Source organism: Acidocella sp. C78 (genome assembly GCF_907164655.1).
Map to the genome: position 1 here is coordinate 23,568 of NZ_CAJQZK010000031.1, position 13,518 is coordinate 37,085.

A 13,518-nucleotide genomic window follows, 5' to 3' on the forward strand; every position below is an offset into this window, starting at 1 on the left:
GGTTGCGCGGGGCAGGGGGCGCGGCTAGGCTGTGATGATTATTCTAAACATCACCGTCGCGAAAGGATCCTGCCCATGCTGATCGGCGTTCCGCGGGAGATCAAGAACAACGAATTCAGGGTCGGCCTCACGCCCGCTTCGGTGCGCGAGCTGCACGCCCATGGCCATCGCGTTCTGGTCGAGACCGGCGCGGGCGAGGGAATCGGCATGGACGATGCGGCCTATGTCCGCGCCGGCGCCGCCATCGCCCCGGATGCCGCGACCGTGTTCGCCGAAGCCGAGATGATCGTGAAGGTGAAGGAGCCGCAGCCCGTCGAATGCCGCCGCCTGCGCCCCGGCCAGATCCTGTTCACCTATCTCCACCTCGCCCCGATCCCGCGCAGGCGAAGCTGCTGATGGAGTCCGGCGCCATCGCCATCGCCTACGAAACCGTGACCGACGCGCAGGGCCGCCTGCCGCTGCTCGCGCCGATGAGCGAGGTCGCCGGCCGCATGGCGGTGCAGGTCGGCGCGGTGTCGCTGCAGAAGGCTGCCGGCGGGTTCGGCGTCCTGCTCGCCGGCGTGCCCGGCGTGCCGCCGGCGCATGTCGTCGTGCTCGGCGGCGGCGTGGTCGGCACCAACGCGGCGCGCATCGCGCTGGGCATGGGCGCCGACGTCACCATCCTCGACAAGTCGATCGCCCGCCTCGCCCAGCTCGACGATCTCTACGGCCCGCGGCTGAAAACCATGTTCTCGACCACCGAGGCGCTGGAGCAGACCGTCTTCAACGCCGATCTCGTCATCGGCGCGGTGCTCGTCCCCGGCGCCTCGGCGCCGAAGCTGGTCACGCGCGACATGCTCGGCCACATGCGCCGCGGCGCCGTGCTGGTCGATGTCGCGATCGACCAGGGCGGCTGCTTCGAAACCAGCAAGCCCACCACGCATGACAACCCGACCTACGTGGTCGACGGCGTGGTGCATTACTGCGTCGCCAACATGCCGGGCGCGGTGCCCCGCACCTCGACCTTCGCCCTCGCCCAGGCGACGCTGCCCTACGCGCTGCGCCTCGCCGGGCAGGGCTGGCGCGAGGCGCTGCGCGCCGACCCGCATCTGCGCGCCGGGCTCAACGTCGCCGAGGGGCGGATCGTCCATCCCGCCGTCGCCGCCGCCCTCGGCCACGAGCTGCTGCCGGTCGAGCGGGTTCTCGCCTGAGCATGGACGCCGACGCGCCGGCCCCGCCCGAACCGGACCGCCTCTCGCCGCCCGCCGCCGATGCCGATGCCGGGGAAGAATCCGGCGTCGGCGTGCGGCTGCGGCGGATGCGCCAGGTCTTCGGCCTCACCCAGCGCGAGCTGGCCCGCCGCGCCGGCGTCACCAACGGCGCCATCTCGCTGATCGAGCAGGGCCGGGTCAGCCCGTCGATCTCCTCGCTGAAGAAGATTCTCGACGGCATCCCGATGTCGCTCGCCGAGTTCTTCACCCTCGATCTCGCCGCCCCGGAAGACGTGTTCTTCACCGCCGCCGACCTCACCGAAATCGCTTTCGGCGAGCGGATCTCCTTCCGCATGGTCGGCCGCCGCCTGAAGGATCGCGCGCTGCAGATGCTGCACGAAACCTACGCCCCCGGCGCCGATACCGGCGAATCCATGCTCCGCCACGAGGGCGAGGAGGCGGGCGTGATCGTCAGCGGCCGCCTCCTCGTCACCGTGGGCGACCAGGAGCGCGCCCTCGGCGCCGGCGATGCCTATTATTTCCGCAGCCGCATCCCGCATCGCTTCCGCAACCCGTTCGACGCGCCCTGCGAGGTGATCAGCGCCAACACGCCGCCGAGCTTCTGACCCGGCACATTCCGGTTGAACCGCGCGGCCGGAGCCGATACTCTCCATTGGTGATGTTTTGCTCCGGTCCACCAGCGCCGGCTCCGTCCCTCCCTGGCGCGCGGCGCCAGCCCGTCTCCCCCCGCGCCGGCCTCGACCTGCATGCCGAGATGCTGCGCCTGTGCGCCCGCATCGGTTTCAGCCCGCCCCGTTCCTGATCGTTGCCGTCACGCGGCCCGCGCCGCACCCCACGCACGACAGAACGGAGCTACTCATGCAAGACCAGACCCTCGCCCTCGACTGGCAGCACGCCGATGCCGCCCACCACCTCCACCCCTTCTCCGACCACAAATCCCTCCACGAGGGGCGGGTGCGGATCATCACCGCGGGCGACGGCGTCTGGCTGACCGACGATCAGGGGAACCGCATTCTCGATGCGATGGCCGGGCTCTGGTGCGTCGCCGCCGGCTATGGCCGGGCCGAACTCGTCGAGGCGGCGGCGGCGCAGATGCGCGCGCTGCCCTTCTACAACACGTTTTTCAAGACCTCGACGCGCCCGGTCATCGCCCTGGCCGAGCGCCTCGCCGCGATGGCGCCGGGCGACCTGAATCACGCCTTCTTCGCCTGCTCGGGATCGGAGGCGGTCGATACCGCGCTGCGCATGGCCCGCACCTACTGGATCACCCGCGGCAAGCCCGCCAAGCGCATCATCATCGGCCGCGACTACGGCTATCACGGCTCGACCACGCTGGGCGCCGCCGCCGGCGGAGTGAAGGACATGCACCGCCAGGGCGCGGCACTGCCCGATTTCGCCCATATCATGCCGCCCTACTGGTATGGCCGCGGCAGCCAGATGGACCCGGACGAATTCGGCCGGCACGCCGCCCGCGCGCTCGAGGCGAAGATCGCCGAACTCGGCGCCGACAACATCGCCGCCTTCATCGGCGAGCCGATCCAGGGCGCCGGCGGCGTCATCATTCCGCCCGCGACCTACTGGCCGGAAATCCAGCGCATCTGCCGCGAGAACGACATCCTGCTGATCGCCGACGAGGTGATCTGCGGCTTCGGCCGCACCGGGCGCATGTTCGGCTGCGAAACCTTCGGCATTGCGCCCGACATGATGACCCTCGCCAAGGCCATCACCTCCGGCTACGCGCCGCTCTCCGCCGTCATGGTGGGCGATCGCGTGGCGGACGTGCTGATCAACGAGACCGGCGAGTTCTATCACGGCTTCACCTATTCCGGTCATCCGGTCTCCTGCGCCGTCGCCCTCGCCAATCTCGACATCATCGAGCGCGAGGGGCTCGCCGCCCGCGCCGCCGCCAGCGGCGAGATGTTGCGCGAAAAGCTGCGCGCCGCGCTGGACGATCTGCCGATCGTCGGCGAGATCCGCGGCGTCGGCCTGATCGGCGCGATCGAGCTGACCGCCGACCGCCGCACCCGCCGCTTCTTCGAGAAAACCGGCCGCGTCGGCACGATCTGCCGCGACCATTGCTTCGCCAACGATCTCGTCATGCGCGCGGTGCGCGACACGATGGTCTTCGCCCCGCCGCTGACCATCAGCGCCGCGGAGATCGACGACATGGTCGCCCGCGCCCGCCGCGCCATCGCAGCGACGATGGACGCGGTCCGCGCCGAGATGGCGGCCTGAGATGGACGCGCCGGCGGCGCCGGGCGATCCGCGCGCGCTGCTCGCCGATTGCGAGCTGATCGAGGCGTTCATCATCGACGTGAACGGCGTCCCCCGCGGCAAATGGCTCCAGCGCGACCGGGCGGAGGCGCTGTTCGCCGGCGGCATCGCCCTGCCGCGCTCGGCCTATCTGCTCGACATCTGGGGGCGGGACATCGTCGAGGGCGGCATCGCCTTCGACACCGGCGACCCGGACGGCAAGTGCTTCGCCGTGCCGCACAGCGTCGCCATCATGCCCTGGGCCGAGGGCCGCGCCGCCCAGGCGCTGCTGACCATGCAGGAGCCGGACGGCGCGCTGTTCTACGCCGATCCGCGCGGCGTGCTCTCCCGCGTGATCGGCACGCTCGCCGCGCGCGGCCTCACCGCGGCGGTCGGCGTCGAGCTGGAATTCTACCTGCTCGATCCCAACCGCACCGGCGGCCAGCGCGTCGCCCCGCGCGGCGCCGATGAAAGCCACTGGCGCGGCTGGCAGACCGACACGCTCGGCCTGTGGGAAATCCACGATTACGAACCCGTGCTGCGCGACCTGCTGCGCGCGGCGGACGCCCAGTCGATCGCGCTCGACACGCTGATCAGCGAGAACGGCCCCGGCCAGTTCGAGGTCACGCTGCACTACGCGGCGGATGCGCTGCGCATCGCCGACGACGCCGTGCTGTTCAAGCGCGCGGTCAAGCAGATCGCCCGCAAGCACGGCCTCGCCGCGACCTTCATGGCCAAGCCCTTCGGCAACTGGGCCGGCAGCGGCATGCATGTCCATGTCTCGCTGCTCGACCGCGCCGGGCGCAACGTCTTCACCGGCGATGAGGCGCGCGCCGCCCCGTTGCTCTATCACGCGCTCGGCGGCCTGGTCGCGGCGATGCCGGACACGATGCTGACCTTCGCCCCGCACGCCAATTCCTATCGCCGCTTCGCCCCCGGCACCCATGCGCCCGTCTTCGGCGACTGGGGGCACGACAACCGCATGTCCTCGATCCGGGTGATCAACGCCGATCCCGCCGCCGCCCGCATCGAGCACCGCGTCGCCGGGGCCGACTGCAACCCCTATCTCGTCCTCGCCGCCCTGCTCGGCGCGATCGAGGCAGGGATCGGGGAGGGGGCCGATCCCGGCGATGAAACCTTCGGCGACAAGGTGGCCGCCACGGCGCCGCGCCTGCCGATCGCCTGGAGCCAGGCGACCGAGCGCTTCGCCGGTTCGCCCCGCGCCGGCGCCATCTTCGGTGCGGCCTTCCAGTCCATCTTCGCCGCCTGCAAGCGCCAGGAAATCGCCGAATTCCGCCGCCGCATCTCGGATGTGGAATACGATGCCTATCTGAAGAACGCCTGAGGGGTCCGCCGCCGCGCGGTCAGACGAAGCCGCGGCGGATGCCGAACTGGTCGAGCTTGCGATACAGCGTCGGCCGCGAAATCCCGAGCCGCTGCGCCGCCCGGCTCAGATTGCCGCCCTCCGCCCGCAACATGTTGCAGATCGCCAGCCGCTCCGCCTCCTCGATGCTGGGCGCCGCCGCCATCGCCTCCGGCATCCTCTCGCGCGGCGGCGCGTCGTGGAACTCCGCCGGCAGGTCGGCGTGCCGCACGCGCCCGTCATGGCGCAGGATATGCAGCTTCTCCATCAGGTTGCGCAGCTGGCGCACATTGCCCGGCCAGGGGTGGGCGCGCAGCGCCTCCAGCGCCTGCGCATCGAAGACCAGCGGAGCCGCGCGCAGGCGCGCGGCGATGCGGTTGTTGAAATGCGCGACCAGCAGCAGCGCGTCGTCGCCGCGCGCGCGCAGCGGCGGCACCTCGATCGTCACCGTGCTGATCCGGTAGAACAGGTCCCGCCGGAACCGCCCGGCCTCGACCTCGCGGCGCAGGTCGCGGTTGGTCGAGGCGATGAGCCGCACCTCCACCGGCCGCGTCCGGCTGTCCCCCAGCCGGCGCACCACCCGCTCCTCCAGCACCCGCAGCAGGAAGGGCTGGATTTCCATCGGCATCTCGCCGATCTCGTCGAGGCAGAGCGTGCCGCCATGCGCCAGCTCGAACACCCCCGGCTTGCCCTCCCGGCTCGCGCCGGTAAAGGCGCCCGGCATGTGGCCGAACAGCTCGCTGCCGAACAGCTCGCGGGTGATGCCGCCGCAATTGAGCGTGATGAACGGGCTGCCCGGCGTCCGCTGGCTGCCCTCGTGGATCAGCCGTGCGAACAGCTCCTTGCCCACCCCGGTCTCGCCCTCGATCAGCACGGAGGTCACACCCGGAGTCGCCGCGACCCTGCGGGCGATCTCCACCGCATGATGCAGCGCGGGGCTTTCGCCAATGATCTGCGGCGCGCTCCCCTCCACGCCGGCGGGTATCCCTCCCGCCGGGGTGGCCGGGCGGGGGACGCGTTCGGGAAACACTAGCGCCGCGCCGCAAATGCCGTTCTCCGCCTTCAGCGAGCTGACATGGCAGCGCCGCAGCGCGGCGGGCAGCTCATCGCCGCCGGCCCGCCCGGCGAGAAAGCGTTCGAGCCGCCGCTCCGCGGTCTCGTCCGTGGTATCGGCGCGGAAGGCGTGCAGCGTGCTTTCCGCGACATTGTGGCAATAGACCGGCCGCCCCCGATGATCGACGATCAGCAGCCCGTCGCTGCGCCGGTAATCCGTCGCCGAGGAAATGAACGCCTCCAGCAGCCGGGCGCGTTCCTCGTTGCGCTGCTCGGCCAGCGCCTTCTCGATCTCCTGCGCCGCGGCGACAACCAGCCCGATATTGTGCGGCCGGAAAATGTCCGGATGGCCGGAGAGATCGACCACGCCGATGATGCTGCTGTCGAACGGATCGCGGATCGGCGCGCCGGCGCAGGTCCAGCTCTTGATCCCGGCGCAGAAATGCTCGGCGGCATGCACGAACACCGGCACGCCGGCCCAGAGCGCGGTGCCGATCCCGTTGGTGCCGACGACATCCTCGGTCCAGGTCCCGCCGATCGCGAGATTGATGTCCATGCCGTCATGCAGGGTGCGCCGATCGCCCATCGCGTCGAGCAGCACGCCGTCGCGATCGGCCAGCACCAGCATCGCGCCGGTTCCCTCCAGCAGCCGCCCGATCGTCCCGAAGCTGCGCCGCGCCGCGCGCATCAGGTCGCGGTTGCGCTCGATCAGCGCCTCGATCTCGCGGTTCAGCGGCGCCTCGCCCTGCTGCGCGTCGATCCCGCACGAGGCGCAGCGTGACCATGATTCCCCGATCAGCGTGCGCACGCTGACACCGCGCGCGCAATGCGGCTCGCCGGCGAGCAGCCGCTCCCAGGCTTCCATCGTTGCCCGTTCGTCATAATCGGCCGCCCCGGGCGCTGCCGGCACCGTCATTTTGCCGCCCGCCCGCTGCGGCGGCGTGCGGCGGGCGGCAAGAGTGTCAACCAATGCCGAGCCGAACGCCGATCTCTTCGGCCAGTTCGTCCTCCCCCCGCTCCGGGTCGAGCCGCATTCCGTCCAGCTCGGTCAGGCTCGCCACGATCTCCGGCGCCGCCGGGGCGATGAAGCCGTTCGCCGCACTCGCCAGCACGAACACCTCCGCGGCCCCGCGCCGGACCACATTGCCCACATGATGAAGCTGGTAGCCGCTATTGCCATCGACGATGCAGACGCGGCCATTGACGCTGATCCGCACCGCCGGCGCCGCCACCTCCGCCTCCGGCCGGCTCGCCCCGCCTGTGCTGATGATCAGGCCGCGCGCCTGCGGTTCGGGCTTCGGCGCCTTGCGCGCCGAATAGCCGCCCGCGGTGATATGATCGGCGATGCGCGTGATCGTCGCCCGGTTTTCCTGCAGCACCTTGCGCATCCGCGCGTCTTCAGGTCGTGGGCCTTCGCGCCTGGTGTAGATGTTGACCATCGTTCCTCCCAAAAGAATCCTCAGGTCGTTCCATCGGCGTCGATGTTTCTGCGGATCGTCCGCCATCTCTCATTCCGAAGGGTTGAGTTATGATGGATGACGGATGAATTGGTGGTAGCCAGGTGCCGCAAGTTGTGAAAACAAGTAACGGATTGAATTTTTGTTGATATTTCCTGAACTTTTTCGACGCCTCGGCAATCCGCCCGCACGGGCGACATCCTCTCGCTGTTCCGATTCGGCGCAGTTCTCGCGGCACCGCAAAATCGGAATCGATACCCGCCGTTGCATCTGGCGCGGCACGACCCGCCGCCGCCGCCGATGACCGCGTCCCCGCCATCCCCCTTCTGGCTCGACAGCGCGGCCGGCCTTCTGGTGGCGCTGAAAGTGCAGCCGGGCGCGCGCCGCCCGCGTTTCGGCCCCATCGTCGAGGCCCCGCCATCGCCGGGCTGGCCGCCCGCGCGCCTGCGCGTCGCCGTCGCCGCGCCGCCGCAGGAGGGCCGCGCCAACGCGGCGGTGCTGAAGGCCCTGGCCGACGGTCTCGGGCTCAGCCCGTCCCGGCTCGCGCTGCGCGCCGGCGCGCAGGCGCGCGACAAGCTGGTGCTGGCCGCGGGCCTCCGCGCCGCCGATCTCGCGGCCCGTCTCGCCGCTCTCGGTCAGGAGAACGATGCTCGACGTTAGTGTCCAGAATCTGAAATCTGACGGATTTCAGATTGAAAGTGGAAATTAGAGCATCATTCGATCGCGCCGGACCGGCGATCTCAGCCCCGCGGCCCGAAGCGGGGCGGCGAGGGGATCGCCGTGTCGGCATCGGCGAGTGTCCGCAGCATCGCCACGCGATGGCGCCGGAAATTGCGCAGCGTATCGGCGAGCGTGTCCTCGCTCGACCACCGGACCCCGCCGAACGGATCGGCCGGCCGCCTGCCGGACAGGCCGATCAGCCAGTAGCCGCCATCGGCCGCCGGGCCGAACACCGCATCCGCGCCGCGCAGGCTTGTCGCCGCCCGGCGCAGATCCTCCCGCGCAATGCCGGGAATATCGCTGCCGACGATGATGACCGCCCGCCGCGGAAACCGGCGGAACACCCGGCCCATCCGCGCGCCAAGATCGCCGCGCCCCTGGCCGATCCGCCCGAAACCGCCTGCCGCGAACCGCGCGTGATGGTCCGGCGTCATCGCGACGATGCGGCAGACCCCGCGCAGCCCGCGCAGCTCGCCAAGCAGCCGCGCCAGTTGCCCGCGCGCGAAGCGCAGGGCGGCGCGGTCGCCGATCCGCTGCGCCAGCCGCCGCTTGCCGACGCCAAGGCGCGGCACGCGGGCGAATACGACGATCACCGGCGTCATCGCGCGCCCTCCGGCACCATCATCGGCGCCCGCGCCTTGGCCCGGCGCCGGGTCCGGCCTGCTCGCTCTCGCACGGCATCCGCATCTCCCGCATGGTTCGCATAGCTTTCGTCGGGAGCGCGTCGCAGGTTACGCGCGCATCGTCCAGTGAACGGCCCGGCGGCGCCGGCTCAACGGCTGGCGGCGGAAGGATCGGCCCGGCGCATGATCTGCCGGCTCGTCAGCACCGCTTGATGGATCTCCGCCGGCGTGACGAGGGCGGCGCCTGCCCCCAGCCTGACCTCGCCATTCGGCTCGGGGATCGCGATCGGCTCGACCAGCACTCTCGCCACCCCCTCCCGCAGCATCCCCAGCCGCACCGCGACGGCGGGGCTGACATCGAGCATCCGGCTCGCGACGAAGGGGCCGCGATCGTCAACGGTGACGGTGGCGCTGGTGCCGTTGGTGAGGTTGACCACCCGCGCCACGGTGCCGAGCGGCAGCGTCTTACTGGCGGCAACGGCGGCCCTGGGATTGAACCGTTGCCCGTCGGCGGTCCTGCGCCCGCGCAGGCGGGCGGCGTAGAACGATGCCCGGCCCACCTCGCTGCGCCCGGACAAATCCATCGGCGGGTGCCGCACCGCCGCCACCGCGATCGGCTTCATCGCCTGCAACCTCGCCGCCGCCGCGATCCCATGCGGTGCCGCGGGCGCTGCCGGCCGGGGCGGCGGCGGCGGCAGGGCAAGCCCGTTCACCGGATGCAGCCCGGCGCACGAGACCAGCCCGAAACTGCACAGCACGACGAACCCGAGGCGCATCGCCCCGCCCGCCTGCCGCACCCTCGCCGCCTGGGCGCATCCTTTTGATGTGTCCATGATCCAGTTGGATGGCTGCCATGCGTGGCAGAATTAAGGCAATCGTCACGAAATCGTATCAATCCTGTCTCAGGGTGACGGGGTAGAGCCGTGCACGCTGAGATGCCTGATCCTGAATCCATATCGTGCTTCCAGCAGTTCGCCCACCCGCAGCCGATGGCACTGGCAGGCCGAAGCCTCGTAGCAGAGCAGGCAGGAGGCCGCCTCTGCCGCCCATGACGCCGCCTGGGCAAGGGCGAAACCGGCCTCCGGCGTTGCCAGCCGCGCCTCGACGATGCGCCAGAACGCATCCCATTGCCGCCGCCGGTTGGCCTCCCGTCCCTCGGCCGGCGTGCCCAGCGCCTTGAGATGCCGGTAGCCGATCCCGGCCGCCGCCAGCCCCGCGTCCAGGCCGCGCTTCGAGAACCCCGCGCGGCGCGACAGCGGCAGGTCACGCACGTCGATCACCTGGCGGATGCCCGCATCGCGCAGGCACCGCACGAAATCGTCGAACCCGCAGGCCTCGTAGCCGATTGTCGCAATCTCGCCCGTCGTCATCGCCCGATCATAGGCCGGAACCTGTCGCAGGGGAGAAAAAAGAACCCCCGGACATCTCCGGGGCCAAGTCGATGGGTCGAACTTCGGAACAGGGAACGCTTCTCTCCTATCCGGCGCCGCCGTGCCGGCCGGTGGCGGGGAGGTTGCTTTTACGTCAGGTTTTATTGTGTTTCGCGTTGATTTTTATGCAAATTTGTTTACAAACAAGTCACATTTTGGAACGATCACACATATTGCAACAACAGGACGACATCATGCCGGACGGCGACGGAACGCGGGTGACATTGTCCTGCGGCCGATGCTGTCGTGGCGCGGCGATGCGTCGGTCCGCCCAGGGGCGGGCCGGGCCGCGACACCCCGGAGCGGGGCGGCATGTCCGCACTGAGTTCGATCCGGCGCCGCGAGAGATGGCGGCGCGCCACGAGCGCGGCCCGCCGCCCGCGTCGCCGCTCCACCGCATCGCCCGGCTCGCCGCGCATGGGCTCGACCTCCCGGCGGCGCTCGTCTTCCTGGTCGAGGGCCAGGCGCTGCGACTCGCCGCCACCTATGGCACCAGCCTCGCCCGGCTGCCCCGCGGCAGCGCGATCCTCGATGCCGCATGCCGTGACGATGGCGGTCTCGTCCTGCCCGATGCCGGCGCCGATCCGCGCTTTGCCGCCGATCCGCTGGTCGCCGGCCCGCCGCATATCCGCTTTTTCGCCGCTCGCCGCCTCACCCTGCCGGACAGCGAGCCGGTCGGCGCGGTCTGCGTCTTCTCGCCCCTGCCGCACCTGTCCTTCGCCAGGCGCGGCCGGCTGTTCCTGGCCGATCTGGCCGAGGCGGCGAGCGGCGAACTCGAACACCGCCGGACCACGCTCCGCCAGACCCGCATCGCCGCCGACCTCGCCTACTGGAACCGCCTGTCCGAGGAGATCGCCGGCGCCGCCGGCTTCGACGAGGCGGTCGACCGGGCGCTGGCCCATTGCGCCGAGCGCACCGGCGCCTCGCTCTGCTTCCTCGCCGGCTACCACCCGACCTACCGGCTGATCGAATACGTCACCGCCCATGTCAGCCCCGACAGCGCGCTGCGCGGCTTCGACATGACCCGCTGGCCCGGCGGCCACGCGGTCGACGATGTCAGCTTCGGCGCCGGCCTCGCCGAAGACCGCATCGTCGATTCCGGACCGCTAGCCGACATCGACGACATTCCGCATCACGTTCATCTCAGGGCCCTGTTCCGCGCCGGCATAAGGCGCCAGCTCGCCTATCCGTTCGACCTCGCCGACCGCCGCTTCGGCCTCGTGCTCGATTTCGAAACGCCCCTCATCCCCGAGGAAACCGGCCGCCTCGTGCAGGATTTCCTGGCCCGGCTCGCGCCGCTGCTGATGGGACGGCTGCGCGAGGACGCGCTGGAACGCGCCAACCGCACCCTGCGCACCATCCACGCCACGACCGAGGCCTTCGCCGGCCTCGCCACCGCCGAGGCGCTCCACGCCGCGCTCTGCCGCCTCGCCGTCGAGACCGGCGGTTACGACACGTGCTGGATCGGCCTCGCCGGCGACGAGCCCGGCCGGCCGATCCACATTGCCGCCAGCGCCGGCAATGGCGTGGCCTATGTCGAGCGGCTCCGGCTCTCCTGGTCCGACACGCCGATGGGCCGCGGGCCGGCCGGCACCGCCATCCGCGAGGCCGGATTTCCCGCTGGCGCGACATCGCGGTCGATCCGCGCTTCGAGCCCTGGAGCGCCTGGGCGCACGAAGCCGGCTTCCGGGCCTGCATGGCGTTGCCGATCGGCCTGCCGGCGACCCCGGCGCCGGCGGTGTTCACGCTCTATTCCTCCAACCCGATGGCCTTCGGCGAGGAGGAACAGGCCCTGCTGGTCGAGCTGACGGCGAACCTGACCAAGGCGCTGCGCGACGTCGCCACCCGGCAGGAGCGCGACGCCGCCCTCAACGCCAGCTCGATGAGCGAGCGGCGCATCGAATGGCTCCTCGCGGCGAGCGGCACGGTGCTCTACACCCTGTCCCTGCGCGAGGGTGGCGCCATCCCGCTCGAAATCAGCCGCAACATCGCCGGCCTGCTGGGTTACGCGCCCGAAGAGGTTCGCGGACCGGATTGGTGGCGCGATCATGTCCACCCCGACGACCTGCCGCGGGCCGGGCAGGGCGTCGCCCTCGCCATCGCCGCCGGGCACCACATCCACCGCTACCGCGTGCGCCATCGCAATGGCGGGTTCCGATGGATTCGCGACGAGCTGACGCTGCAACGCGACGACGCCGGAAACCCCGCCGCCATCGCCGGCGTCTGGATCGACATCACCGAGCATCACGCGGCCGAGGAACAGATCTACCGCCTCGCCCATCTCGATCCGCTGACCGAGCTGCCCAACCGCCGCCTGCTCAACGAGCGCCTCGGCGCCGCGCTCGACGAGGCGCGGCGGAGGGCGGCCACGGCGCCCTGCTGTTCATCGATCTCGACCGCTTCAAGACGATCAACGACATGCTCGGCCACAGCGCCGGCGATGCCGCGCTGGGGAGACCGCGCGCCGGCTGCGCGTCGTCACCGGCGCCGGCGACACGATCGCGCGCATCGGCGGCGATGAATTCGTGGTCGTGCTCGCCCCGTCAGACGCCTCCGCCGAAGCGGCCTCCGCCCGTGCCACCACGGCCGGCCGCGCCCTGATCGAGGCGATGACCAGCCAGCCCATCTCGATCGGCGAGCGGCATTATCACCTCGGCGCCAGCGTCGGCTTCACCCTGTTTCCGAAACCGGCGGACACGATCGACACGCTGATCCGCGAGGCGGACACCGCGATGTACCGGGCCAAGTCCGGCGAGGGCGACGTGGTGATGTTCCGCCCGGCGATGCACCAGTCCATCCTCGACCGTCACGCCATCGAGGACGATATCAGAAACGGGCTGAAGGAGGATCGCTTCGCGATCTGGCTGCAAGACCAGGTCGATGCCGCCGGCGCGCCCTCCAGCGCCGAGGCCCTGCTCCGCCTGCGCGGGCGCGACGGCCGGCTCGCCCCGCCCGACCGCTTCGTCGGCGTCGCCGAAACCTCCGGCCTGATCGTCCCGCTCGGCCGCTGGCTGCTGGGCGAAACCGCCCGGCTGATGGCCCGCATCGGCGCGGACCGTCCGGACTGGCGCCTGTCGGTCAATGTCAGCCCGCGGCAGTTCCGCGATCCCGCCTTCGTGACCGACGTTCTCGCCGCACTCGACCGGGAAGGCGTCGCCCCGGCACGTCTGACCCTCGAGATCACCGAGAACCTGCTGATCCGCGACACCGAGGAAGTCGCCCGGATCATGGACGCCCTCGCCGCCCGTGGGGTGCGCTTCTCGGTCGATGATTTCGGCACCGGCTATTCGAGCCTGCTCTATCTGCGGCGCCTGCCCATCCACGAGCTGAAGATCGACCGCTTCTTCATCTCCCAGGTGCCCGACGACGCCTCCGCCGTCGCCATCGTCGAGGCCATCATCGCGATGG

At 70.7% G+C, this 13,518-nt stretch carries 12 protein-coding genes and 2 pseudogenes; 9 read left to right on the forward strand and 5 right to left on the reverse strand.

What is annotated here, in order from left to right; all coding sequences use genetic code 11:
• The first annotated feature begins 75 nt into the window (after window positions 1–75).
• From ald to ACIDOCELLA78_RS000000110925, 4 genes and pseudogenes are all read left to right on the forward strand, one after another.
• Window positions 76–1,190: pseudogene (gene ald / locus ACIDOCELLA78_RS000000110910) on the forward strand (alanine dehydrogenase).
• Window positions 1,191–1,192: 2 nt separating this feature from the next.
• Window positions 1,193–1,816, forward strand: coding sequence for a cupin domain-containing protein (locus ACIDOCELLA78_RS000000110915; protein WP_201729587.1), 624 nt, complete (start codon window positions 1,193–1,195; stop codon window positions 1,814–1,816).
• A 253-nt stretch (window positions 1,817–2,069) separates the two neighbouring features.
• Window positions 2,070–3,446 (forward strand): aspartate aminotransferase family protein, encoded by a 1,377-nt coding sequence (locus ACIDOCELLA78_RS000000110920; protein WP_201729588.1) that lies wholly within the window; start codon window positions 2,070–2,072, stop codon window positions 3,444–3,446.
• Window position 3,447: 1 nt separating this feature from the next.
• Window positions 3,448–4,809 carry a glutamine synthetase family protein gene (locus ACIDOCELLA78_RS000000110925; RefSeq protein WP_201729589.1) on the forward strand — a complete coding sequence of 454 codons (1,362 nt, stop codon included), beginning with the start codon at window positions 3,448–3,450 and terminating at the stop codon, window positions 4,807–4,809.
• A gap of 19 nt (window positions 4,810–4,828) precedes the next feature.
• On the opposite strand, the gene ACIDOCELLA78_RS000000110930 is transcribed toward ACIDOCELLA78_RS000000110925, so the two are convergent.
• Both ACIDOCELLA78_RS000000110930 and ACIDOCELLA78_RS000000110935 read right to left on the reverse strand, forming a co-directional pair.
• Window positions 4,829–6,850, reverse strand: a complete 2,022-nt coding sequence (locus ACIDOCELLA78_RS000000110930) for a sigma-54-dependent Fis family transcriptional regulator (RefSeq protein ID WP_249676569.1) — start codon at window positions 6,848–6,850, stop codon at window positions 4,829–4,831.
• Window positions 6,843–7,319: a hypothetical protein gene (locus tag ACIDOCELLA78_RS000000110935; RefSeq protein WP_201729590.1), complete on the reverse strand. Its 477-nt coding sequence runs from the start codon at window positions 7,317–7,319 to the stop codon at window positions 6,843–6,845. Before ACIDOCELLA78_RS000000110935 ends, ACIDOCELLA78_RS000000110930 begins: the two co-directional genes overlap by 8 nt.
• Window positions 7,320–7,637: 318 nt before the next feature.
• Between ACIDOCELLA78_RS000000110935 and ACIDOCELLA78_RS000000110940 the strand changes: the two genes are divergently transcribed.
• The gene (locus tag ACIDOCELLA78_RS000000110940; protein WP_201729591.1) at window positions 7,638–7,997 is read left to right on the forward strand and encodes a DUF167 domain-containing protein; all 360 of its coding nucleotides are present in this window, start codon (window positions 7,638–7,640) and stop codon (window positions 7,995–7,997) included.
• A gap of 80 nt (window positions 7,998–8,077) precedes the next feature.
• On the opposite strand, the gene ACIDOCELLA78_RS000000110945 is transcribed toward ACIDOCELLA78_RS000000110940, so the two are convergent.
• From ACIDOCELLA78_RS000000110945 to ACIDOCELLA78_RS000000110955, 3 genes are all read right to left on the reverse strand, one after another.
• Window positions 8,078–8,659, reverse strand: coding sequence for a TIGR04282 family arsenosugar biosynthesis glycosyltransferase (locus ACIDOCELLA78_RS000000110945; protein WP_201729592.1), 582 nt, complete (start codon window positions 8,657–8,659; stop codon window positions 8,078–8,080).
• 170 nt (window positions 8,660–8,829) lie between these two features.
• Window positions 8,830–9,513, reverse strand: a complete 684-nt coding sequence (locus ACIDOCELLA78_RS000000110950; RefSeq protein ID WP_249676572.1) for a septal ring lytic transglycosylase RlpA family protein — start codon at window positions 9,511–9,513, stop codon at window positions 8,830–8,832.
• A gap of 69 nt (window positions 9,514–9,582) precedes the next feature.
• Window positions 9,583–10,050 carry a DUF488 family protein gene (locus tag ACIDOCELLA78_RS000000110955; protein ID WP_201729593.1) on the reverse strand — a complete coding sequence of 156 codons (468 nt, stop codon included), beginning with the start codon at window positions 10,048–10,050 and terminating at the stop codon, window positions 9,583–9,585.
• 254 nt (window positions 10,051–10,304) lie between these two features.
• Between ACIDOCELLA78_RS000000110955 and ACIDOCELLA78_RS000000110960 the strand changes: the two genes are divergently transcribed.
• From ACIDOCELLA78_RS000000110960 to ACIDOCELLA78_RS000000110975, 4 genes and pseudogenes are all read left to right on the forward strand, one after another.
• Window positions 10,305–11,918, forward strand: a complete 1,614-nt coding sequence (locus ACIDOCELLA78_RS000000110960) for a GAF domain-containing protein (protein WP_249676576.1) — start codon at window positions 10,305–10,307, stop codon at window positions 11,916–11,918.
• A 74-nt stretch (window positions 11,919–11,992) separates the two neighbouring features.
• Window positions 11,993–12,313 (forward strand): annotated as a pseudogene (locus ACIDOCELLA78_RS000000110965) (PAS domain-containing protein); the annotation flags it as partial.
• Window positions 12,268–12,711, forward strand: a complete 444-nt coding sequence (locus tag ACIDOCELLA78_RS000000110970; protein ID WP_283770866.1) for a diguanylate cyclase domain-containing protein — start codon at window positions 12,268–12,270, stop codon at window positions 12,709–12,711. The pseudogene ACIDOCELLA78_RS000000110965 and the gene ACIDOCELLA78_RS000000110970, both read left to right, overlap by 46 nt.
• On the forward strand, window positions 12,618–13,518 hold a 901-nt coding region (locus tag ACIDOCELLA78_RS000000110975), incomplete at its 3' end, for a bifunctional diguanylate cyclase/phosphodiesterase (protein ID WP_283770867.1). The genes ACIDOCELLA78_RS000000110970 and ACIDOCELLA78_RS000000110975, both read left to right, overlap by 94 nt.

Excerpts from the sequence above, each read along its gene's own strand:
- ACIDOCELLA78_RS000000110915 (WP_201729587.1), top strand. The coding sequence starts at position 1,193 with ATGGACGCCGACGCGCCGGCCCCGCCCGAACCGGACCGCCTCTCGCCG.
- ACIDOCELLA78_RS000000110940 (WP_201729591.1), top strand. The coding sequence starts at position 7,638 with ATGACCGCGTCCCCGCCATCCCCCTTCTGGCTCGACAGCGCGGCCGGC.
- ACIDOCELLA78_RS000000110945 (WP_201729592.1), bottom strand. The coding sequence starts at position 8,659 with ATGACGCCGGTGATCGTCGTATTCGCCCGCGTGCCGCGCCTTGGCGTC.
- ACIDOCELLA78_RS000000110920 (WP_201729588.1), top strand. The coding sequence starts at position 2,070 with ATGCAAGACCAGACCCTCGCCCTCGACTGGCAGCACGCCGATGCCGCC.
- ACIDOCELLA78_RS000000110925 (WP_201729589.1), top strand. The coding sequence starts at position 3,448 with ATGGACGCGCCGGCGGCGCCGGGCGATCCGCGCGCGCTGCTCGCCGAT.
- ACIDOCELLA78_RS000000110960 (WP_249676576.1), top strand. The coding sequence starts at position 10,305 with ATGCCGGACGGCGACGGAACGCGGGTGACATTGTCCTGCGGCCGATGC.
- ACIDOCELLA78_RS000000110955 (WP_201729593.1), bottom strand. The coding sequence starts at position 10,050 with ATGACGACGGGCGAGATTGCGACAATCGGCTACGAGGCCTGCGGGTTC.
- ACIDOCELLA78_RS000000110970 (WP_283770866.1), top strand. The coding sequence starts at position 12,268 with ATGGATTCGCGACGAGCTGACGCTGCAACGCGACGACGCCGGAAACCC.
- ACIDOCELLA78_RS000000110935 (WP_201729590.1), bottom strand. The coding sequence starts at position 7,319 with ATGGTCAACATCTACACCAGGCGCGAAGGCCCACGACCTGAAGACGCG.
- ACIDOCELLA78_RS000000110950 (WP_249676572.1), bottom strand. The coding sequence starts at position 9,513 with ATGGACACATCAAAAGGATGCGCCCAGGCGGCGAGGGTGCGGCAGGCG.